This is a genomic window from Streptomyces sp. NPDC102274, assembly GCF_044766385.1.
Classification (GTDB): domain Bacteria; phylum Actinomycetota; class Actinomycetes; order Streptomycetales; family Streptomycetaceae; genus Streptomyces.
In genome coordinates, this window is the sequence record NZ_JBIWLW010000010.1 from 91,080 (window position 1) to 113,247 (window position 22,168).

General features: G+C 70.8%; 13 protein-coding genes. All 13 read right to left on the reverse strand.

The window, feature by feature from the left end:
• Positions 1-2: 2 nt before the first annotated feature.
• The 13 genes from ACIRQP_RS16390 to ACIRQP_RS16450 all read right to left on the reverse strand — a co-directional run bounded on the left by ACIRQP_RS16390 (position 3) and on the right by ACIRQP_RS16450 (position 22,166).
• A complete protein-coding gene (locus tag ACIRQP_RS16390) occupies positions 3-2,177 on the reverse strand; it encodes a hypothetical protein (protein WP_403889686.1) in 2,175 nt (724 codons plus the stop codon).
• The gene (locus tag ACIRQP_RS16395) at positions 2,174-5,992 is read right to left on the reverse strand and encodes a putative baseplate assembly protein (protein WP_403889689.1); all 3,819 of its coding nucleotides are present in this window, start codon (positions 5,990-5,992) and stop codon (positions 2,174-2,176) included. The genes ACIRQP_RS16390 and ACIRQP_RS16395 overlap by 4 nt, the downstream gene beginning before the upstream one ends.
• On the reverse strand, positions 5,989-9,174 hold the full coding sequence (locus tag ACIRQP_RS16400) for a putative baseplate assembly protein (RefSeq protein ID WP_403889692.1): 3,186 nt from the start codon (positions 9,172-9,174) through the stop codon (positions 5,989-5,991). The genes ACIRQP_RS16395 and ACIRQP_RS16400 overlap by 4 nt, the downstream gene beginning before the upstream one ends.
• On the reverse strand, positions 9,171-9,554 hold the full coding sequence (locus ACIRQP_RS16405) for a GPW/gp25 family protein (protein ID WP_403889695.1): 384 nt from the start codon (positions 9,552-9,554) through the stop codon (positions 9,171-9,173). The genes ACIRQP_RS16400 and ACIRQP_RS16405 overlap by 4 nt, the downstream gene beginning before the upstream one ends.
• Positions 9,551-9,889, reverse strand: coding sequence for a hypothetical protein (locus ACIRQP_RS16410; protein ID WP_403889698.1), 339 nt, complete (start codon positions 9,887-9,889; stop codon positions 9,551-9,553). Before ACIRQP_RS16410 ends, ACIRQP_RS16405 begins: the two co-directional genes overlap by 4 nt.
• A gap of 39 nt (positions 9,890-9,928) precedes the next feature.
• Positions 9,929-10,468: a phage baseplate assembly protein V gene (locus ACIRQP_RS16415; protein ID WP_403889701.1), complete on the reverse strand. Its 540-nt coding sequence runs from the start codon at positions 10,466-10,468 to the stop codon at positions 9,929-9,931.
• 115 nt (positions 10,469-10,583) lie between these two features.
• Entirely contained in the window at positions 10,584-11,723 is a 1,140-nt protein-coding gene (locus tag ACIRQP_RS16420; protein ID WP_403889704.1) for a hypothetical protein, read from the reverse strand.
• The gene (locus ACIRQP_RS16425; protein WP_403889707.1) at positions 11,716-12,075 is read right to left on the reverse strand and encodes a hypothetical protein; all 360 of its coding nucleotides are present in this window, start codon (positions 12,073-12,075) and stop codon (positions 11,716-11,718) included. Before ACIRQP_RS16425 ends, ACIRQP_RS16420 begins: the two co-directional genes overlap by 8 nt.
• Positions 12,076-12,084: 9 nt before the next feature.
• Entirely contained in the window at positions 12,085-12,789 is a 705-nt protein-coding gene (locus ACIRQP_RS16430) for a hypothetical protein (protein WP_403889710.1), read from the reverse strand.
• A gap of 6 nt (positions 12,790-12,795) precedes the next feature.
• Positions 12,796-13,308, reverse strand: a complete 513-nt coding sequence (locus ACIRQP_RS16435; RefSeq protein ID WP_403889713.1) for a hypothetical protein — start codon at positions 13,306-13,308, stop codon at positions 12,796-12,798.
• 40 nt (positions 13,309-13,348) lie between these two features.
• Complete coding sequence (locus ACIRQP_RS16440) at positions 13,349-19,918, reverse strand: DUF4157 domain-containing protein (protein WP_403889716.1); 6,570 nt, start codon at positions 19,916-19,918, stop codon at positions 13,349-13,351.
• Positions 19,915-20,205 carry a hypothetical protein gene (locus ACIRQP_RS16445; protein ID WP_403889718.1) on the reverse strand — a complete coding sequence of 97 codons (291 nt, stop codon included), beginning with the start codon at positions 20,203-20,205 and terminating at the stop codon, positions 19,915-19,917. The genes ACIRQP_RS16440 and ACIRQP_RS16445 overlap by 4 nt, the downstream gene beginning before the upstream one ends.
• Positions 20,196-22,166 carry an ATP-binding protein gene (locus ACIRQP_RS16450; RefSeq protein WP_403889721.1) on the reverse strand — a complete coding sequence of 657 codons (1,971 nt, stop codon included), beginning with the start codon at positions 22,164-22,166 and terminating at the stop codon, positions 20,196-20,198. The genes ACIRQP_RS16445 and ACIRQP_RS16450 overlap by 10 nt, the downstream gene beginning before the upstream one ends.
• Positions 22,167-22,168: the final 2 nt, after the last annotated feature.

The window sequence follows — 22,168 nt, forward strand, 5'->3', positions numbered from 1 at the left end:
GATCAGGTCACGGTGACGATCCCGGCGTCGGTACCGGCCGGGGTGTACTCCGCGAGCCGTGCCCGCAGACTGTCCAGGCGCTGCGGCTCGTACAGATCGTGGAAGGCGCCCATCTCGGAACCGTCCTCGGCGCCCCGCTTGATCTCCTCGGCGCACCCGGCCGCCAACTGCGCGTACGCGGGCGTGCCGTACCGCTCACTGGTGAACAACGGCCGTACTCGCGCCGCTTCCTCGCCGCCCACCAAGTCCGGCTGGCAGCGATGGCGGCGCGGGGTGCGCGAGCCGGGCGGTACGTACGAGAACCGCACGCACCCGACGCCCCGTCTGGCCACCCGCAGCGCCCCGGTGAAGACGGAGTTCTCGGCGATCTCCACCGCGTGGGTGTGGACCTCCCCGATGACGGTGGTGCGGTGCGCGTGCAGCACGGCATGGGCATGACGGCAGTCCGGCGCGGACAGGGCCGCCCGGTCGTGGCCGGTGGCGTCCAGGACACTGTCGCGGACATGGAGGGGCAGCGGGTCGTGCCCCACCTCGTCACCGATCACCTCGATGGTGCCGAGGACGCACCGCTCGATCTCCACGCACGCGGTGGTCCTGTCCAGCACCAGACTCGGTTCCTCCGGGGAGTGCGGCGCGCAGTGGGGCTCCAGCGACCAGCCGGGTACGAGCGTGCAGTGCCGCAGCACGACCGCGCCCATGGGACCGGAGACATGGAGCCCGCGACCGGTGATCAGCAAACCGTCCAGCACGATCCGGGGAGCCTCGCACGCGCCCGCCTGCCCGTCTTCGTCCCGTGCCCGGATATTGAGCGCGTCGGGCCGGTTGCTGTACCAGTCGAGCAGCCGGATCACCGGCCGGGTGCCCTCGGCCGCCCGCACCTCCAGCCGGTCGCCGGGGTCCAGATCGAAGTCCAGCTGCTCCTGATAGGCGCCGCTGTGTGTGATCTCGATCAGCCCGTCGGGCCCGCAGTGCCCGGCCCGCCGGTCCGAGCGCCACTGCCCGTACGCGTCCATGATCCGCTGGTACGGCTGGCCGGGGCCGACCCGGTAGACCGCCGCGGACACCGGCGTCTCCCGGTCGCGCGGGTACTCACCGCCGCCCGTGTCGTCCGGGAACGCGTAGTGGTACGTGACCCAGACGCCCTGGCGCGGCGCGGAGCGCGAGCCGAAGGCGATCCGGCCCAGCTCGGGATCGACGGCGACCTGCCCGCGCTTGGGCCGGTAGCGCCAGTCCGTCAGATCCGCCACCACGAGATCCGCCGGCGCCACCGGCTCGACCTGGCCGTCGCGCCAGACCGTGAAGCTCCTGCCGGGACCGTAGTAGTCCGCGAGCCGGTCGGCGAGCTGCCTGCGGCGGATGTAGGCGGGGACGTTGTCGACGGTCGCGACATGCGTGGCCGACGGCTCCGGCACCGGCCTGGTCACCAGCGGGGTGTCATTGCCCAGGATCGAGAACGTGTAGAGGTTACGGGCCCGGTCGACGCAGTACGCGGGCGCCTTGGTCAGGTGGTACGGCTTCAGCCGCCACACGAACAGGCCCACCCCCGCCGGGGAGTGGCCGCCCCGCGTACGCGCGGAACCGGCCCGCCGTACGTCCACCGACCGCGCGACCGCGCCGAACGGCCCGCCCGCGAGATCCAGCGCCGCGCCCTCCCGTACGTCCACGAGCCGGCCGCGCTCCAGCCGGCGCGCGTTCACGGCCGCCGTCCCCGATCCGTACAGCTTGACCGGCTGCTGGTGCGCGAGGCCCCGGGAGAACTCCACCGCCCGTGCGGGCCACCCCGCCACGTCCTCGGCCAGCTCCTCCAGCAGCGCCAGGGTGCCCTTGCGTCGCCGGTTGGCGACGGTCGCGGCGACATCGCGGCGCGGCGCCAGGGCCTCGGCGAGCCGGTCGCGCGCCTCCTCGGCGCTCCCGCCGCTCTCCAGGCCCTTCGCGAGCACCCGTTCATAGCCGGGCAGCGGGGTGTAGCCGACCAGATCGCCGAGATACGGCAGCACCCAGGGCGCCGCGGTCTCCACGAACCAGTCCTCATAGCTCTGTTCGACCCCGTCGCGGACCCGGTCGACCTGCTCGGCGATCACCGCGAGCAGCGCGCGCAGCGGCTCCCCGCCCTCGGCGTCGCGCAGCCGGTGCCACTGCGGGAGCAGCTCCGCGAGCCCGTCCGGTTCCCTGCTCATGCGGTGACCTCCGTCAGAATCAGCGTGTCCGCGACATGCGGTGACAACAGGGCGAGCTGGGCCGGCCTGATGCCCCGGAAGACACACACCGCCCGGCCTTTCGCGAGCCGCCGGGTATCGGTGATGTCCGGGTTCAGCCGCAGCAGTTCGGCCAGCGGGATGCCGTACCGGCCGGCGATCCGGGTGAGCGTCTCGCCGTCCTGCTCGGTGACCACGTGCACGTCCTCGTCGTACGTGGCGAGCCGCGCCGGGACCGCCGGGCGCGGCCGGTCCAGCTCTCCCGCGAGCGCGATCAGCTCCTCCGGGGTGACGGACGCCGGCACCCCGGTGAACACATCGACATCCGCATAGTCCACACCCGGCACCCGGTGGGCCGTCGCCAGCACGTCCGAGAGCCGGGCGGGCTCGCCCAACTCCCTCCGGCCGCTGCCGAATTCACGCAGCAACGCCTGGCGCAGCCGGGGTTCGACCACACTCCAGGTATGATCACGGGCCACCTTCACCCGCGCCGCGAGCAGCAGCAGCACCAACTCGCGTACGTCCACCCGCACGGGCAGCCGCGAGTCGCCGTACCGGGCGAGCGAGGAACGCAGGGCGCGCAGCACCTCGGAGTCCTCGGCGATCGCGATGTCATCGACCCCGGCGACCGTCGTATGCAGCACCCGCCGCCGCCCGTCGAAGATCTCGCGGGCCACGGCCCGGCCGATGCCCGCCCGGGAGCGGGCGAAGTCCTCGTAGTCCCTGATGGACACGAGCCGGTCCAGGGCGGAGACCGCGAGCGGGATCGTGCGCCGGGTCAGACCGGGACCGTCGGCGTCCGCGCCGCCCGTGGCGGGCTGCGGATTGGTGACGGCCGTGACGCCCAGCGGCCGGGTGACGGCCTGGGTGATCCGGTTCGCGGGGACGTTGGCGGCGCTGCCGGTGCCGAAGCGGTACCGGGCCCGGACGTTCTCGTGCCCGGAGGGCAGCCGGGCGCCGAACACCCCGTCGCCGAAGGTCACCGTCGTCCGCCCGTCCGCGGCCGTGCCGGTGACGTACACCCGTTCGCGCGGACCACGTCCGGCCAGGCTGTCCACCGCGTGCCAGAGCAGACCGTCGACCCATACCTCCAGGGTGGGCGTGGCGCCCAGTGGATTGTCGGCCGGCAGCCAGGTCAGCGGGGACTGCCAGAGGGTGAACGTCTGGTTGATCCGGTCGGCGTCGCCGCTGCCGATCGGCTCGTCGCGGCTCTCGCCGTGCGAGGCGGGCACCACATTGCCCTGGACGCGCACCGTGTCACGGCGGTAGCGGTAGGCCAGGTCCGTGGTGAGCGTGAGCGTCGTATGGACATGATCACCGGGCAGACGGGGGTCCAGCGCCTGGTCCACCGCCGCGATCACCGCCAGTTCGGTGCCCCGCACCCCGGCCGTGTGCGGGATGTCGGTGCGCTCGCCCGACACGATCAGATGCCGTCCCGGCCGCAACCCGTCGTACAGCTCGGCGAGTTCGAGTTCATTGCCGTGGACGTCCTCGCCCAGCGGCTCGTCGGCGAGCCGCAGCGCCTCACCGCCCGCGTGCACGGTGGTGTCACGGATCGTGGAGAGCAGGACGTCGTGCTCGTCCAGCCAGGGATCGGCGAGCGTCAGTTCGGTGCCCCGGCCGGTGATGCCGTAGTTGGTGTACGCGGCGGTACGCATGGCGGTCACCCGGGTGGTGACGGACGCGAGCTTCCTGTCGCCCGGGATTCCGTCGGGCCCCTCGGCGCCCTTGCGGGGGCGCTCGACCACGACCCAGCTGCCGACCGTGATGCCGTCCTGCACGGAATCGAGCGGCAGCGTATGGCGGTTGGCCTGCTCGGGGACGGTCGCGAGACCGATCTCGACATTCGCCGGCTCGCCGCCGACGGTGTACCGCACGGTCAGCTCAAGCCCTCCGTGAGTGACCTGCTTGTGCTCGCCGGGAGCGAGCCACCACTCCAGGGCCTCGCCGTTGTGCACGGCGACATGGACCCGGCCGTCCTCGCCGGGCCGGGAGACGAAGAGCGTCCGCTCGGGGAGACCGGGCAGCAACTGGGCGGTCACGCCGGGCTCCTGGGAGTCGGCCGGGCGCCGGGAGAGCCAGCTCAGATCGCGGTCCTGGGCGGTACGGGTCACCAGCGAGACCCGGCCCGGCGCCAGATCGAAGGTGATCTCGGCGGGCAGATTCTCCGACCGTTGTACGGACGAGCCGGTCTCCGTGTGCTGGAACTCGGCTCGTACCGGCACCCGGCCCGCGGTGTCGTACACGATCCGCATGGTGGTGAGGGACGAGCCGCCCAGCGGCCAGTCGGTCTGCCGGACGACCCGCCCCCGCTCGTCCTGGACGGGTTTGAGCGGTGCCGTCGCCCCGAACGGCGCCGCGGTCACCCGCATCGCCTGAAGCTCGCGCAGCAGCGCGGGCACGGCCGGGGCGGCGTTGCGCCACGCCGTGTACATCCCGTCCGCGATCCGTGGATCGAGCGCCGACAGCAGCCGCGCGCCGAGGTCGGAGCCCGGCGCGAAGAGGCGCGCCGGATCGTGCGGAAGCGCGCGGGCCCCCGACGGGGGTTTGACGACCCGGGTGCGCAGGGCGGGCAGTACGGCGCCGAGCGCCCGCATGGCCGGGGAGTCCGCCGCCCCGGCGTTCGCGGGGGCGTTCCCGGGGACGTTCTCCGAGGCGTCCACGGCGGCGTTCGCGGGGGCGGGCGGCACGGGCTGCGAGGGCTCCAACTCGGCGGCCCGCTCCATCAGTTCGCCGACCACGGCCTCCAGCCGCTCGAACCAGGCCACGACCTCCTCGTACGGAGCCGCCACGGCCTGCGCCTCGGCGAGCCGCTCATGCGGATCCGCGAGCCGCCGGGCGAACGCCGCCGGGGACGTGATGCCGTCCAGATCGGCGCGCAGCGGCGCCAGTACCTGACCGTCGAAATCGTCGATGATCAGGCTGACGGGGCGCGGGTTGGGGTTGTCGGGGGTGGGGTCGCCCTCCTCGGCCTCCCGCCCGTCCTCGGTGATCCACTCGCGCAGCTCCGCCACCAGCTCGGCGAGCGACGGCGGCGCGGACTGCGGCAGACCGATCGCCGTCACCTCGTCGTCCCGGTCGATCCTGACCCGCGCGACCGGCAACAGCCGCCGCTCCCCGGCCGATTCCCCGTCCGCGCCGAAGACGAACAGCAGCCTGTCCCCGGTCTGGAACGAGGCGGCCGTCCCGGAGACCTGGATCTCGGAGCGCTCGCGCAGATCGTCCGGGGTGAGCAGGGCGGGCCGGCGCCGGCGTACCGCCAGCTCGTTCCAGGCCCAGCGGGCCGTCAGGTCCTCACCGGTCTCGAAGGTCCGCGACTCCTCGTCGGCCGAGGCGGGCACACTGTTGCTGCGCGCGCCGCGCGGGATCAGCACCGGCAGGTCCTCGGCGCGCGGATCGCGGTCCAGGGTGTACGCGAGATGGGTGTCGGAGGCGATACCGGGCCGTGGCCGGTGCCCGACCAGCCTCCCCAGCAGGGCCAGCGAACGGTACTCACGGGCCGTACGGAGATACCCCTCCTCGGCGATCCGCTCCGAGTGGAACGTGAGCAGGTCGCCGACGACCGCCCAGGAGTCGAGCAGCCCGATCGCCGGGTCGTCCGGGGTACGGACAGTCAGTCCGCGCAGCGCGGGGTAGGCGGGAGAGGCGAGCCGGTCGAGCATCGCCGCGAGGAACGAGCCGTACTCACCGACCCGGTAGTCGAGGGCCGTCCGGCCCGGCGGGTTGTACAGCGGCCGGGGGGCGTGGCGCTCGTCGTGCCCGCCGCAGCCGCAGCCGCGGGTGCGGTTGTCGCTCATCGTGCGCCTCCGGCCAGTTCAATGGACAGCCGGCCGTTCTCGGGCCGGTCCGGGTCGTTGTCGCAACGCGCGATCTCCAGCGGGCCGAGCCGCAGCACGCCTTCCTCCAGTGCGGTGTCGTCCGCGTCGGTATGGCCGGCGGGAGCCTCGTCGAAGAGCCGGATCAGCCGGGTCACTCGTACGCTCTCCACGCCCTGTACGGCCGCCGCCGCGGCCACCAGACGGCTGAGCCGCACCGGTTCGCCGAAGGTCAGCGCGTCGGGATGGAAGAACCCGAGCCGGCCGTCCGACAGCCGCCCGCTCCCCAGCAGCCGGTACAGCTCGGCCAGGATCTGCCCGTGCTGGCGGCCGGGCGCGGCACACACCGTGAGAGCGATGTCCAGCGGTACGTTCCTGGCGGGACCGACGACCAGGTCGTGGCCGATCCGGCGGTAGCTCTCCAGGGCGTACGACACCGAGTCGAGCAGCTCGGGGGCGGGATCGCCGTTCCCCAGCGCGTCGACGGCGACATGCGCCTCCTGGACACTGCCCGTCCAGCGGATCTCCGCCGCCGCGCGCTGCACCCCCGGGAGCCCGGCGGCCAGCGCCGCGTAGTCCTCGGCGGTGACGGCGCGCAGCCGCGAGCGCTTGAGGTCGAGCGGGGCCAACTGGCGTACTTGTTCGACGGGTTCGGGCTCCATGCCACCGACGGCCGGCAGTGGATTGCGTACCCCCGCCACCGGCATCGGCTCCCCGGCGTCGGACGCCCCGGGATCACGACACAGCACCAGATGGTTGATGGCCTCCGCGCCGACATTGCCCGCCGTGCCTCCACCGAGCCGGCAGTGCAGCTCCAGCCGGGCACCCGGTCGCGGACGCGCGCCGTGCCGCCCGTCGCCGAAACGCAGGGCGATCCGTCCGTCGTCCTCGAGCTCGCCGACGAAGTGCCGGTCGCGCGGGCCGCTGGAGAGCAGATCCCGCCGGGGCGCCCAGGACGTGTCGCCGTCCGTGACACTCACCGCGGGCAGCGCGGCCCGCGGATCCTGTACGAGCGCCGCGGCGGGCCCGCGCAGCACCGCCTCACCGGGATGCAGCCCGACCGCGTACGCCGGACCCCAACTGTGCGCGATCTCCCAGGCGATGGAGGCGTCGAGCACCGCACCCGCCCGTGCCCGCGCGCTCAGCACCTCAAGCCGGCGCAGCTTCGTGGCGAGCAGCCGCTCGCCGCGGTGCAGCAACTCACGCAGCGCGCGCACCGGATGGCGCCGCAGTTCAAGACGTTCCAGGACCCGCAGTCCGAACAGCACGGTCAGCTCGGTGATCTCATGATCCGTCAGCCCGTCGTGGTCGCGGGCGCTGCGCCACAGCTCCACCAGCCGCTCCCGCACCCGGCCCCCGATGGCCGCCAGCCGGGTGGCCTGCCCGGCCGAGACCCGGCGGGGCTCGGGGAACGGTACGGACTGGACGACGGGGGAGCGGTCGAGCACCGGCCGGAAGCGCGGCCGGACGCCGGGATAGGTGACCTGCGCCAGCAGGGTCGCCAGCGCCTCCGCCTGGGCGTAGGCGGTGCCGGGGACGACCTTCTCCCGCCGCCGCCCCGCCAGCTCCAGCGTGAGCCCGGCCCGTTCCGTCGCGTCCTCACCGACGACGGTGAACAGCTCCCGGATCTGATCGGCCGTCAGTGGCCGGCCGCACCGCGTCTGATCGATACGGGCGTTGATGAGCGCGCCCGTCGCGTTTCCCGCGTCCCCGTCCCAGCAGCCGAAGCCCGACGGCTCACAGGAGCCGAGGACGGCAGGCGCCGGCGGGACGGTGACCGTCCGGGCCGTGCCGCCGTGGAAGGTCAGCGACCGGCCGTGGTCGACGAGCACGACATTCCCGCGCGCCACGCTCACATCCTCGACCCGCTCGCAGCCGGAGCCGCCGCGCGTGGACAGACAGACGGGGAAGGCGAGCGCGTCCTCCCGCGCCCAGGTGACCTCCAGGACGGGCTGGTCCGAGAGCCGGTCCACGCCCGGGGTGACGGAGGTGAGGCGTACGGCCTGCCGGTGCGCCGGATCTGCGTCGCCGGGCGTACCGGACCGCGACCCCCGTACCTCCTCGATCAGCAGCAGATCGCCCGGCGACAGCTCCAGCGTCCGGGCCGCACACTCCTCGTCCGCCCACGCGTCCCGGAGCGTGGCGGCGGTGGCTCCCCGGGGCAGCGCGCACACCTCGTCGCCCCAGGTCCAGAAGCGGATGGTGTTGTGCTCGGGGGACAGGACCAACGGCTCCTCGGCGACAACCGGTTCGAAGACCTCCACCGAACCGCGTTCGTCCAGCACGGCCAGATCCCGGTCGTTGACGACCGTACCGATCTCGGGCCGGTCGCGCGGCGCCAGTGTACGAACATCGACGGCGGCGAAGCGGAACATACCGGGCGGCAGCGTCAGCCGGCGCACGGTCTCGACCGTGACGAACGCGCGGGCGTTGACCCCGTCGTGCATCGGATAGTCGATGAGCCGCACATGGCGGCGTACGGACACCCTGCGCCGTGCCGTGTCGAGATACGCCTCGGTCGCGACAGCGTCCTGCTGATAGCTGATCAGATCGGCGGTGTGGGCGATGAGTTCGACCAGCGTCGTCCCGAGGTCGGCGGCATTGCGCTCGACCCAGCCCGGGGTGGTCAGCGCCAGCCGGTCCAGGATCAGCCGGCGGATCGTGTCGTAGTCGCGCGCGGTGTAATCGATGACGGGGGCGGATGTGTGCGGGGGCGGGCCGTCGGCCCGCTCGTCCTTCTCGCAGTCGAAGGGGGTGGGGCAGTCCGCCCGGAAGTCGAAGTCGGCCCAGAAGTAGCGCTGGTCGAACCCGTGGAACGGCTCGGTGCCCGGCCGGCCGTACGGATCCGTCGCGACGACCGAGAGCCGGTAGCGGGAGGTGTCGCCGGTGCGGTCGAGCGTGACGAACAGCCGGTCGTCCAGCTCCGGGTCCTCCTCACGCTCGACCGACACCTCGACGGCCTCGATACCACTGACGCGCCGGCCGCCGTCGATCCGGATGTTCTCCGGGCAGAGCCCGTGGGGCGCCTTGCCCAGGAAGGTGACGGTCAGGGTCAGCCCGTCGTCACCGACCTCGACCGCGTCCACACCACCGAGCCGCGCGGCCCGTACCTTCGTACGCCTGCCGTCCGTACGGCAGACCAACTGATCACTCGGCTCGCTCATACCGCGCCGCTCCCCTCGAACACCTCGTCGCGCCGACTCGCGGTGGAGCGCACCACGTAGCGCAGATATACCCGCACCACGTTCTCCTCGCTCACCACGTCCAGCGCCTCCACCTCGATCAGTTCGCCCAGCCAGCGCTGGAGCGACGCCTGTACCGACAGCTCCAGCGCGGAGGCCAGTTCCGGGCTGTTGGGTGTGAAGACCAGATCGAGCAGACCGCAGCCGAAGTCGGGGCGCATCACGCGCTCACCGGGGCTGGTGAAGAGCAACTGCTCGATCAGATCCCGCACATGGTCGTCATGGTCCGCGTGCGCGGTGCGCCCCCGCCGGTCGGTACGGAAGGGGAAGGCGATGTCTGTGCGTACCGGCCTCGTCCTCATCCGCAGGCCACCCCCTGATGTGACGCCGTCGTGATGACCGGCGGCCCCTGCGGCACGAGGCCCGCCGTGTAGCAGAGGGCCGCCGTGCTCTCCAGCAGCACCGGCGAGCCGTCGATCAGCACACCGCCGGCCGCCGGCGTCCAGCGGACGCTCGTGCACGGCACGGGGATGTTGTCGACGGTGTGGCGACAACCGGTGACGGTGTGGACGAGCGCGCCGGTCGCGGCGGCGAGACCGTCGAGCCGCACACCCCTCGACGGAGCGGGCGCGGCGTCGGCCCGGCCGCCGTGGGGGCAGCCGATCAGGGTGCCCGCGTGGATGACTTTCCCGGACAAGACTTCTCTCCCCGTCTCTTCGCTGACGTTTCTTGGGCGCTAACGCTTCTTGGGCACGGTCAGCCGGCCCCGGTTGATGTCGACCTGGTCGCCGGAGACAAGGACCGATGCCCCCTGCCCGTTGTCGATGTGGACCCCGTCCCTGTTGATCCGGATGAAGGGGCCGTTCCCGTCGGTCCCCGGAGCCTGGAGGAGAATCCCGTTCTCGGGGTCGTCGGAGAGCACGATCTTGTGGTGGCCCTGGGTCTCGATGACGACGGGCCGCGCGTCCCGCTCCGCGCCCGCCAGCGCGTCCGCCGGCAGTTCGCTCCGGTCGCCGAACCAGCAGCCGGTCCAGATCGGGAAGCTCGGGTCGCCCTGCTCGAACTCGACCCAGACGCCCGCCCCCTCGGACGGGATCACGTACTGGCCGGCCTGCTCGCCCGTGAACGGGAAGCAGGGCATCGCCCAGGTCGACGCCTCGTCACCGAGCACGTCGGGGACGTACGCGGTGATCCGGCCGATCCGCAGCGGATCGTTGTTGTCCGCCACCCGGCCCCGGAACTTGCCGAGGAAGCGGTTGTTCGATGCTGGCGCCATGCGGGCTGCTCCTGCGGTGTCTGGCTTCGGACTTCAGGGCTTCAGGGCTTCAGGGACTTGAGGGGATTCAGGGGATTTCAGGGAGCTTCGGGGGGCTTGGTGGGCTTGGGTGGCTTCAAGGACGGACGGTGCCGCTGCGCGCGATGAGTCCCTCACGAGAGAGCGTGAAGTTCTGCTGGTACGAGCCGGGCGTGAGGTTGTGGGTGACCGAGGTGACGTAGTAGTCGCCGTCGTATGTCCTGCCGGCGCCCCGTACCCCGACGAGTTCGCGCGGACGCAGTACGTAGCCGTGGCGGTTGACATCGAGCTGCCCCGAACCGGAGATCGCGTCGGCGGAGGTCGCGGCGCGGGCGAGGGCTTCCGCCTGCGCCTGCTCGAACCCCTTCTTCGCGGTGCCCGACAGCCGCTTCCGCTTGAGCGCGGGGCTCGCACGGCCGCCCAGCGGGGGCCTGAGCGGGCTGATGTCGGGCTGCGGGAGCAGCGTCGACTCGCGGGACAGCGGATTCTGCCAGCGCGCCTGCGGCTCCTCGCGTGCGGCTCCGTCGTACGCGAAGGTGAGCTGGTCGACGGTGGAGTTGACGTCCATGTTGACGTTGAGCGCGTGCTGACGTTGCCCCAGCCGGCGCTGCGGACCCCAGTAGGCGAGGGAATAGCCGGGGGTGGGTCCCGGTTCGAGGTAGAAGGTGTAGCCATTGGCGCGGGCCAGCTCGTTGATGTAGCCGAGATCCGTGGCGGTCTGGTAGTCGACGCGCAACTGCTCGCGGGGCGGCTGGGCGATCTGCTCGGGTACGACCTCGGGCCGGATGCCGTAGTCCACGTACTTGGCGAGAATACGGCTGACGCGTTGGCCGGGGGAGAGGTTGGGAAAGCGGTCGGTCCGCTCCTCCAGGTCCATGAGTATGGTCAGGTCCTCGCCGGTGACGGTGAGCGTGCTCTGCCCCGGCTGATTGCTCGACCCGACTTCCTGACGGACGATCAGCCCGTCGAGGAGGACGGTCGGGGTGCCTTTGATGGTCGTCGAGACGATGACGCGCGTGCGGGGATCGAAGAATCCCTCAGGAAGGAGCCGATCGATGATGGCGCCCTTCTTGGTCAGGTCGAACGCCATCTGAAAGCCACTGCGTTCGCCCGCGGTACTGGTGATCTGCGCGGACAGCAGAGCCTCGGCCACCGCTTGGGGCACGGGGCGGGTGAGCTGCGGGCCCATGCGCAGCGTGAAATGTACGGGCCCGGTCCCGATCGGCTCGTCAGCCATGGCCGGTCCCCACGGCTCCACCGGGCAGCGGAATCCCGATCACCCGCCCTGGTTCGGAGGTCAGTTCACGTGGGTCGAGAACGGGATTGGCGTCCGCGATCTGCCACCACTGTCCGGGATCTCCGAAGTAGCGCTGCCCGAGGTGGTCGGGCCGCTCGCCACCACTGACGGCATGCGGCGCGGTCGCGCCCTCTTCGCTCGGCAGTGGCGGCAGCAACCGCCGCTTGGTGTAACGCACTTCGGTCCCGTCGGGCTGGACATGCACCCCGATCCCTGCGTCGTGGTACCGGCTGTCGCGGGGGTACGGATGCGATCCCGGGATCGCGTCGAGCGGACTCTCGTACGGCTCCATCACTGCGGACTACCTCCCTGTCCCGAATCCGACACCGACGCCGCCGCCGAGGCCGCCGCTGAGCCCGAGCCCCCCGAGCTGCCCGCCGACGGCGGCCGCGGCGAGCCGCTCCTTCTGCGCGAGATGCGCGAGATACAGCTCGGCCCCGCGATGCCCGGCGGGCAGATCACTGACGGTCAGCACCTTCAGCCCGATGCTGAGGCTGGCCCGTATCGGGTTGAGATTGACGTCGAACGCCGACTCATTGATCGACAGCTCGGTGAGCCGCACGGGCATGACGCGCTTGCTGCCCCAGGTGAAGAGGGTGAGCGGCATCTCGATGGGACTGATCTCGATGGTCCCGTTCTTGGCCAACTGCGACGCGGCCCGCAGCTGCGCGGTGGTGGGCTGCACGAGCATCTCCAGCACGGCGAGCTGCGGATGAATCCCGTCGGGCGCGGCGACCTCGAACTGATCGGTCGCGTCGATCTCGGCGGTGAACTTCCATGTCTCCTGCGCGGGCCCCTTCAACCGCAGGGCCTCGTTCCGATCCCCGGTTCCACTCCCCCCGCCGCCGGAGTCACCACTCCCGCCGGCGGCCTGGGGCGCGACGGAGCGTTCGAGGGTATCGGGATTGAACTGCAACACGATGATGCGCTGAGGCGTGCCGCGCTCAGGATCGACGATGACGATCCCGGAGCGGATGGGCTTGGGTATGTCCGCGTAACGGGTCATTGTTTGCTACTCGCCTTCCTCGGCTTCCTCGATGGAATCGATGAGTACGGAAAGCATCTCGCGAAGGATCTCGGGCTCGCGTTCGACGGCGAAGGCGACGAGGGTGTGCAGCGGAACAATGGCTTCCTCATGCTCGTCCGGCACATTCGAGGCGATGAGCGGGACTCGATTGAAGATGTTTGTATCCGCGGCGCCGCTGTCGTGATAAACCCAGCGGCTGGGGACGTGGCGACGCCAGGTCTCGCCGATGTACCGGACCGCACCCTCGGTGAATTCTGCGGTCTCGTCGGAGGTGACGGATGCGCGATCCGGGTAGCGCGCGAGCAGCAGCGGTTCCAGGGCGTCCAGGGAGTCCAGCGAAAAATCGAACGGGAAATCACGCGGCAGATAACTCTCGCGCCATCTGGCCAGCGTCCCGTCCATCTCGGTCAGCCAGGAGCCGAGGAAGCGGATCGCGTACGCCGACATCCTTTCTCGGTCGTCGGCCATGTAATCCTCTGTGGAATCTCTTTCGGTCACGCCGTGCTACCTTCCGAATATCGATGAAGCGATGGCGAGGTTATGGTATCTCTTCGGTCGCCTCGGCGTGCCACACGATAACAACTCTGATGCCGGCTTTCCTTATCTTCGCGATGTCCGAGGCGGGGCGCTCCTTGCTGAACACGTAGACGATGTGCCACCCGCGTTGCACGAGTTCTCTGTCCCGCTCCAGCTGCGAGAGGGGCGAGTCGCCGTACTTCATCTCATACATGACTCGCTTCTCGAAATTGACGACGTCGGGCTTCCGGTTCACACCTTCCTCCTTCTTCATCTTCCGGAGGGATGCCATCTGGTGCGCGCCGTCACCGAAGCGCCAGCCATCCTCGGGCCTGAGGCCGTTGGTATCGGCGAATGCCACCTCGAAAGCGGTTCCCTTGGGGTCGTTCCCGGCATTTCTGATGTGGCGAGGAAGCCACTCGCTCCAGGGTGGTACTTGTTCCCTGTACGGGTCACCTTCCTGCTCGCGCTTGTCGTTCCGCTTCTGGATTTTGCGATTCGATTTGATCCTGCTCTGGAGTGTCTTCTTCTCGTCCCCGATCTGCGGTCTGGGTTCGCCCCGTTTACGTCGCCGTGCCGCCACCGCCAGAATCTCATCGGTCGGCTCCTGCATATTCTCCCGTCCCCGTGCAGGGTTCCGGTAGGTTATGGCCTCCGGATTGTCCTGCTCGCCGCCCCGCAGTTCTTGAGTCACTCCCGGGACGCCTCGCGGGAATTCAATGAATGACCGAAGTCTTTCGGCGAAGTCGTCCCTGGAATCCTGGCGGTCGAACAGCATGTAGCCGCCGCCCACGGCCTTTTCCAGGACTTCGCGGTTCTCCTCGATCTTCTTGGCGAACTCCGTCCTCGTGTCTCCGCTGCGGAGGTCGCCCCATTCTGTTTCGAGTGCCTCCTTTATCCTTTTGGTCAGTTCGGGGCCGAGGATCGCTTCCAGGGTCTCGGCTATGCCGTCACCCGCCAGGCCCTCGGGGTTCAGCCTCGCGATGACGCGGAAGCGGGACGTGCCTTCCACCAGGAGGCTGGAGAGCCGGTACCACGCCCTCATGGCGAGCAGGGCCGCTGAGAAGGGCGTCCGCTTCACGCCGCGGTGAAGGAGCTGGGCTGTCCTGGGCCGGATCCGAGCCAGAATCCTTGCCAGCCGCGCGTCCTTGGCCTGCGGTGTGTTCTCCTTGTTCCGCGTCTGGTCCCGCTGCCGCCGCTTCTGCTCCTCGCGCCGCTTCTGCTGATCCCGCAGCAGATCCCGCCGACGCCGGTACGCGTCGCGCATGCGGCGGGCGTTGTTGTCGAGGTCGCGGCGGCGCCTGTTGTCGGTGTCCCTGCGGCCCAGGGACTGCTTGGCCCTGCGGCTGCGGTTGAGGGCTGCCCTCACCGTCTGCCTGGCGCGGTTCATGGCCCTGGCCGCCGGAGACGTGGGGCGGCGGCGCCGCGTTGGCCTGGTGTTGTTCGGTTCGCGTCGTGGGCGGGTGCGGTCCTGGGGGGTGTCCTGGTCGCGGCGGTCGCGTTCGTTCTGGCGGTCGCGATCGCTCGCGCGGTTGTTCGGACGGTCCGATCGCGGGCGCGTGGAGGGGGAGCTTTGGGGGCGGCGGGTCGTGGGGCGGGGGGTGGCGCCTCGGGAGGGGCGGGGGCGCTGACCGGGGCGGGGCGGTCGCCTCATTTCGTCGGTGGTGCGCCGCGCTTGTTGCTGGGCTTCCCGCGTCTCCTGGTTCCTGCGCCGCTGGTCGTTCGGCCTCGGCTGTTCCGTCGCCTGCGGCCTGTTCGGGTTGTTCGGGCGCGTGGGGTCCTGGGGGCGGGGCGTGGCCGGGGGCCCGTCTGAAGCGTTCGGGGTGTTCGGTTTGGCGGGGTCTCGTTTGAAGCCCTCCGCCACTCCCTTCAGGCGGTCGCCGACCTTCTTCACATACCTGGCGACCCCGCTGAGCAGCGCCTGGTAGGCCAGTTCCAGCAGCGCCACCACGCCCGAGGCCACGGCCTTGGCGAACAACAGGCCGGCGTTGCCGCCCTTCACCGCCTTCAGGTAGTCCATGAACGCGCCGAAAGCCTGCAGGATTTCGCTCAGCGCACCCCACGCGGCCTTCAGGGCGTCGATGATCGCCAGCACCCAGCCCGCGCCGGGGATGAGCTTCGCGATGATCTTGGTGATGACGATCTCACCAATGATGAACGGCAGTTGGGGTTTGGCCTCCTCCCAGGCTTCCTCGGCCATCTGTTCTTTGCTCACACCACCGTTGAGCAGGGCGTCGAAGATCTCCTTGGGGAGGCCGAGTACCTCTTGGATCTTCTCGTTGAACCAGTTCTTGACGGCCGAGATGATTTCCTGGAAGAGGTAGTTCCTGGCACCGTCCTCAGCCGAGGCCGCGGCGCCGCTGAGCCAGCCGCCCGGGTCGGTGATGATGTCGGCGGCGATCATCGCCCATTCGCCCAGGGCGTTGAGCAGGCCCAGCGCGAAGTCCATGATGGCCTTGAGCCCGCTCATGACGGCATCGAGCGCCATGCGGAGACCTTCACGCAGCGCGTCGAGGAGGCCGCTGAGCATCTCACCGAGCTGGTCGAGGAGGTCGTTGACCAGTTGCCGAAGCTCGTCGGCGATCTGGTTGACCAGCTCGATCGCCGCGTCGCGGATCCGGATGATGAGATCGCGTATCTCGTTGGCGATCTCAAGGAGCCCGTCGAGCAGGTCCTTGCCCAGCTGGATCAGGGCCTCGGTGAACTCCTCGAACAAGTCGACGATCGCCTCACGGGCCGCTTCGATCCAGCCGAGGACCGTGCCCTTGAAGTCCGTGATCAGGCTGGTGATCGCCTCACGGGCCGCCTGGAAGACGCTGATGATGGCGTCCTTGAGCGCATTGAGCTTGTCGCGGATGTAGTCGAACGCCTGGGAGATCCAGTTACCGGAGTCGTTCTTCGCGGTGTCGCGTTCGCTCTTGGCGTCCTCTTCTGCGGTGGTCTTCTTTTTGCCGATCTCCTCCTCGTCCGTCGTGCGGCGGTTCTCGACGTCTTCGTCGGTCTGCTCCTCCTTGTCCTTGACGTCCTGGCGGATCCTCTCGACCTTGTCGCTCTTCTTCGTCCCGAGGGAGTCGAGTTCCTCGTCCTGCTCCGCCCTCCACCGCGCCCGGGACTCTTCGACCTCGGTCCTGGTCCGCTCGCGCTCCGTGGCCTGGGTCCTCGTATTGGTCTCGATCTCGCTCCGGACGTCCCGCCTGTGCCGGTCCTGAGACTTCCTGAAGTCGTCGTCCTTGGCCTGCCGCTTGTCGGACATCGTCTTCTGGCCGTCGCTGAACGCGCTCTGGAGTTGCGGGCCGCGTTCGTGTTCCGCGACCTCCGAGACCGCCTCCGGCGGGATCTGCCCTCCGATCGGCGCGCCGCCGGCCTGGCCCGCACCGCCGCTCTGCCCCTGGCCGCCCGGCACCTGAGCGGTCAGCGTCTCCTGCGGTACGTCGGGATAGATCTGGTCCTCGCCCAGAGGCCGGCCGGCGTCGTCCTGCCCGGACGAGTGGAGTTCCTGCCCCTTGGCGTCGAGTTCACCGCCCTGCGCGTCGACGCGGCCGCCGGTCTCACCTTCGAGCCCGACGCCGGGGGCCATGCCCACCGATGCCTGAGCGAGCATCTCGTCCTCGGTCGGCAGGTCGAGGATCCAGCCCACGAGGGCGTCGGTGTCGATGATGTCGCCGCCACCGACGAGGTTGCTGACTCCGTTCACGATCCCGGCGACAGCCTGCCCCCCGGCCGCCAGGCCCAGCTCGATCTTGCTGGGCTCCTCGATCTCCATCCCCGGGATCTCGCCCTCCGGGGCCTGGTCACCCTCGACCGTCGCCTCCTCCTGCTCGGGGGCGTCGACCTGGGCTGCCGGATCAGTGGAGTACTCGCCCGGGGCGGAGGCCTTCGGCGCGCCACTCAACGTCTGTGGGGCACCTGACGGCCGTTCCGTCGTCGGCGGTGCGGCCTGCAGCGCCTGATGCTCCTCACCAACGGTCCGGTCGACCGCGCCGTTCACACCACCCAGCGCCTCAAGGGCGCGGTGCGGCTTGAGGCTCGCCGCGGTGCTGAGTCCAGCCTCCGGTGACACCTGCGACAGGTTCGGCGCGGCCGGCTCGCGTCTGGCCTTGGCCGGTGCGGCAGCGCGTGAGCCCCCGCCGCCTCCGCCACCGCCCGAGGCGCTGCGCGTGCCACCACCGCCCTTGACGGTCCGTGAAGGCGCGGAGTCCGACGATCGCGAAAGTGGTGGTGCGGCCGCTTGAGTCGGCTCCGATGTGGGAACGGCAGCGGGTTCGGGGGCCGGAGCGGAAGTGGGCGCCTCCGACTGCCGCGTCTCCGTCCCGGGCTCCGGCGCACCGCCTCCAGTGGTCTCGGCCGCGCCCCCCGCGCCCGAGACATGGCTGTCCCGGGCCGGGGAGGCCTCGGCCGAGGTGCCTGTCCCGGAGGCCTGCTCGCCCGAGCGGGCGTCACCGCTCTGGCCGGACCCCCCGGACGTGTCCGCGTCCGCCGTCGGCGCCGGGGACGTGACAGCCGTACCACTGGACGACGCCCGGCCTGTCCCGGACGTGGCCGCGTCAGGAGAGGACGTGGCGGGTGAGCCGGAAGTCGTACGGGAGGCCGTACCGGACTCCGCAGTCCCGTCCGCCGACGCCTGCGCGCCGCTTTTCTCCGACGGCTGGCCCTGGTTCTGTTCCGCAGCGCCGGATTCCTGGGCTTCCGGTTTCTGGTCCGGTTCGGATCGCTCTGTTTCCGGTGCCGTGGATTCTCGGTCCCTGACCTCGGGCATCGGCTCGGAAAGCCCGGTACTGTCACCGGCCGAACCGTCGGACGAGGGCGGCGGGCCCACCTCCTGTTCGACCGGCTTCTCGACCTGGAGGGCGTTGAGTCGCTGGCCCTCCGCCTCGGCGAGGGCTGCTGGGGAATCAAGCGCGTCACCGTCGGCGCCCATCGGCTCCGAGAGCTCGTCGTCCCCCGAGTCGGACTCTGCCGCGTCCTCCTCGTCCCGTTGCGCCTGTACCTCTTCGGCCTTGGTCCCGGGAGGCTCGGGAAAGCTCGGCATCGAAGGGCTGGTGCCCAGGTCCGGGGTGATTTTGTCCGCGGTCGGTACACCGGACACGTCGAGGTCGGACTCAGGGAGGAAGTCCTCGGGTTTGAGCTCGGTGTTCCACGCACTGTCCTCGTCGAACGCCTCTTCCGGATCGAGCTGTTCCGGCTCGCTGTCCGTACCGGACTCCGGGCCCGGCGGGTCGTCCTCCAGCTCGCCGTCCTGCGGCCGGATCCCTTCGAGCGTGCTGCGGCTGCCCAGGTCCGCGGTCTTCAGCAGAGCGCCGGGCTCCACACCCGCCGAATCCTGATCATCCTTGCGACGCTTGTCCGCCTCGCGCAGCTGCTCCCCTGCGATCAAGGGCTCCACGGCACCGGGCCGGTTCTTGGCCGCGGACTCCTCCTCGCTCGCCGTGGGCGAACCGCTGACCCCAGGGTCACCCGCACCCTCGCCCGAGTCGTTCCGGCCTTGCTGCGGAGACCCCGAGGACCGAGCGGCCTTCTCCGTGTCGGCCTTGCCCCCGCTGGTCTTGTCGCCGTTGGCCCTGCCCTGGCCACCGTCCTGTCCCGACGCCTGCGTCCCCTGTGCGGTCTGGCCGGACGTTCCGGTCGGCTGCTGTGCCCGGGGCCCGGCCGTATGGCTGCCGCCGTTCGGAGCTGGTCGCTGCTCCTCCTGTTGTCCCGGGTCGGTTGTCTCCTCCTGCTCCGGGCTCGGCCGACGCTCGGCCTCGCGCGAGCGTTCGGGTTCCCGTTCCAGCAGCTCGACGGCGTCCGGTACGGCCGCGGGGGCACTCAGGGCGTCCAGTTCGAGCGAGCCGCTGTCCTCGGTCTCCTCGACCAGATCGATCAGCCGGTCACGCTCCGAGGAGAGCAGTCGCAGCTCCAGCCGGTCCAGCACGGCATCCTGCAACTCCGGGCTGAACCGGGTCAGTTGCGTACGTACGCGCTTGGAGCGGTCCTCCGGGTCACCGCGCAGCGAGCGCAGCAGACTGTTCGTCAGCCGGTCCACCAGCGTCGCCGGGTCGAGCTGCTCCTGGCGCCGCAGATCCGCGTCGACCGTCGCGTAACGCAGCCAGCCCGGTGTGGACTCGTCCCGTCGTACCTCCGTCGCGGGTTCTCCGTCCCGTACGAGGTCCTGCGCCGCCGACTCCGCCTCCCGCTCCATCGCCTGCTGCGGCAGGCTCACCGCGCCCAGGTCACGGCCCGCGCGCAGCGCGCCCAGGCCCTCCGGGTTCTGGACCGTGTGCAGCAACTCGTGGGCGAGCAGGCGCTGTCCGTCGACCGTGCCCGGACTGTAGGCGCCCTCGCGGAAGAAGATGTCCTGGCCGACGGCGACCGCGTCCGCGCCCAGCAGTTCCGTGAGCCCGCCCGCGTCGCGGTCGGTGTGGAGGCGTACGCGGCTGAAGTCGTGGCCGAGCTGTTCCTCCAGCTCGCGCCGTACGCTCAGATCCAGCGGCTGGCCCGCGCCGCTGACGATGTTCTTCGGTTCCGGGGCACGGGACGTGGCCCGAGCCTTGCGCTTGCGCCGCTTGTCGTTCGTCGATTCGTTGTGCTGCGCTCCGGAGTGCGTGGTACTCATCGCGACTCACCCCGCCCCGAAAGTCCCGCGTGCACCGCGCGCGCCAGCGCCTCGCCCAGGCGCCGTGGTGAGGTGGTCGCGGGCAGGGGCGGCAGGCCGGAGAGGGCGTCCAGGGCCCGGCCGCCGTCCGTGGCCAGGGGCACGCCCCGGTCCCGTACGAGCCGGGCCAACTCCGTCTGGAAAGCGGCCGAGACCCGGTCGGGGTCAACGCGGTCGAAACCGTCCAGTACCAACTCGCCTATGTCCACCCGTACCTCGGACATGCGTGGTGTCTCGTTCAGACCCATCCGTGCACCTCCGAGGGGGTCAAGGAGCGGTCCAGCTTGAGGTATTCGGTGCGCGCCGCCTCCAGCATGTGGCGCATCTGGAGCCGGTCGCCCTCCTCCGCGGCGAGGAAGGCACCCGACAGCGCGATATTGCGGATGGAGCCACCCGCCACGGTCAGCCGGGCCAGTTGCGCCGGGTCGATTCCCTTCACCGGCGCCCGCGCGGGCAGCACCCGCCGCCAGATCTCCGCGCGCTCGGCCTCGCCCGGGAAGGGGAAGTCGACGACGAAGCGGATCCGGCGCATGAACGCCGTGTCCAGGGCCTGCTTCATGTTGGTGGTGAGGATCGCCAGCCCCCGGTACGCCTCCATCCGCATCAGCAGATAGCTGACCTCCAGGTTGGCGTAACGGTCATGACTGTCCTTCACCTCACTGCGCTTGCCGAAGAGCGCGTCCGCCTCGTCGAACAGCAGCAGCGCGCCGCCGCGTTCGGCCGCGTCGAACACCCTGCGCAGATTCTTCTCGGTCTCACCGATGTACTTGCTGACCACCTGCGACAGATCGATGATGAACAGATCCAGGCCCAGTTCCCGCGCCATCACCTCGGCCGCCAGCGTCTTCCCGGTACCGGAGCCGCCCGCGAAGAGCGCGGTGACACCCAGACCGCGGCGCAGCGTCGCCTCGAAGCCCCACTCCTGGTAGACGGTGGCCCGCTGCCGTACGTGCGCGACGATCTCGCGCAGGATCCTCAACTGCCGCTCCGCCAGCACCAGATCACCCCAGCCCGCCACCGGTTCGATCCGCCGGCCCAGCTCGTCCATCCCCATCCGGGCCTCGGTGAGCCCGGCGCGCCAGGCGAGTCCGGCCGCGTCCGGCTCGTCCTCACCCGACAACTCCCGTACGACGGCGGCGCCCGCGGACCGGATCAGATGGGGCGGCAGCGAGAACTGCTCGACCAGTGCCCTCAAGTCGTGCTCCGACACCGCCGGTACGTCCTGGAAGGCGTCCGTCCAGACCCCCAACCGCTCCTCGGCGTCGAGCGTCGGCACGGTCACCCGCTCGCCGCGCGGCCGGGCGGTCTGCCGCGGGTCGAGACTGGAGACCACCAGCGGTACGCCCGCGCTCTCCACGAACGCCTCGGTGGCGGCGGTCTGTTCGCGGTCCGGCTCACCGATCTCCACCAGCAGCGCGGCGGGCAGCAGGATGGCCTCACGCTGCCACAGCCGGGCCAGCCGGTCGCGTTCCGCCGGATCGGTGGGCAGATCGTCGGCGGCCAGCGCGTACAGACCGAGCCCCGAACGGCGGGCGCCCGCGGCAGCGATATCGGCCCGGGAGCGCAGATCCCCGCCGACCAGCTCGACACGTAACGGAGCGTACGGTCCGGCGCCCGCCAGCCCCGACGCGACCCGGGCCGCCGCCCGTTCGTACGAGGCGGGGAGGGAGTCCGGTGCGGTCGTACGGCGCAACAGGCCGTGCAGCCGCGCGTCCAGATACGGAGAGCCGACGAGGAAGTGCAGGATGCGCTCGTCGAGGCGCAGCCGGGAAGTGGTCAGCCGCGTCTCGTCGTCCAGCTCGACCAGCCGCCAGCGACGCAGCGGGGCGACGGGCGTCAGCGCGCTCCAGTGCGGTTCCACCAGAGCGGCGAGGGCGAGCGAGAAAGTCGGGTGCGCCCGGTCGGGATCGCCGCTCGCGGCGGCGCACCGGGCGCCGGTGGTGGGGTCCAGCTCCGCGGCGGCGGCGAGCAGGATCACCTCGCGCTCGAACGCGCTGAGCCCGAAGCACCTGACGAGCGCGTCCAGAGTGCCGGGACCGGTGCCCGTACCCGCGGGCGTGTCCCCGTCCCCCGGCCGCGTACGGTCCTCGGCGCGTCGTGCGTGGGCGTCGACACGCGCGAGGACGGAGCGTACGGCCGCGGCCAGCGCGCGCCCGTCCGTACCGGCGCCTTCCCCCGCGCCACGGGCCGTCCCCTCGTACGTACCCATGC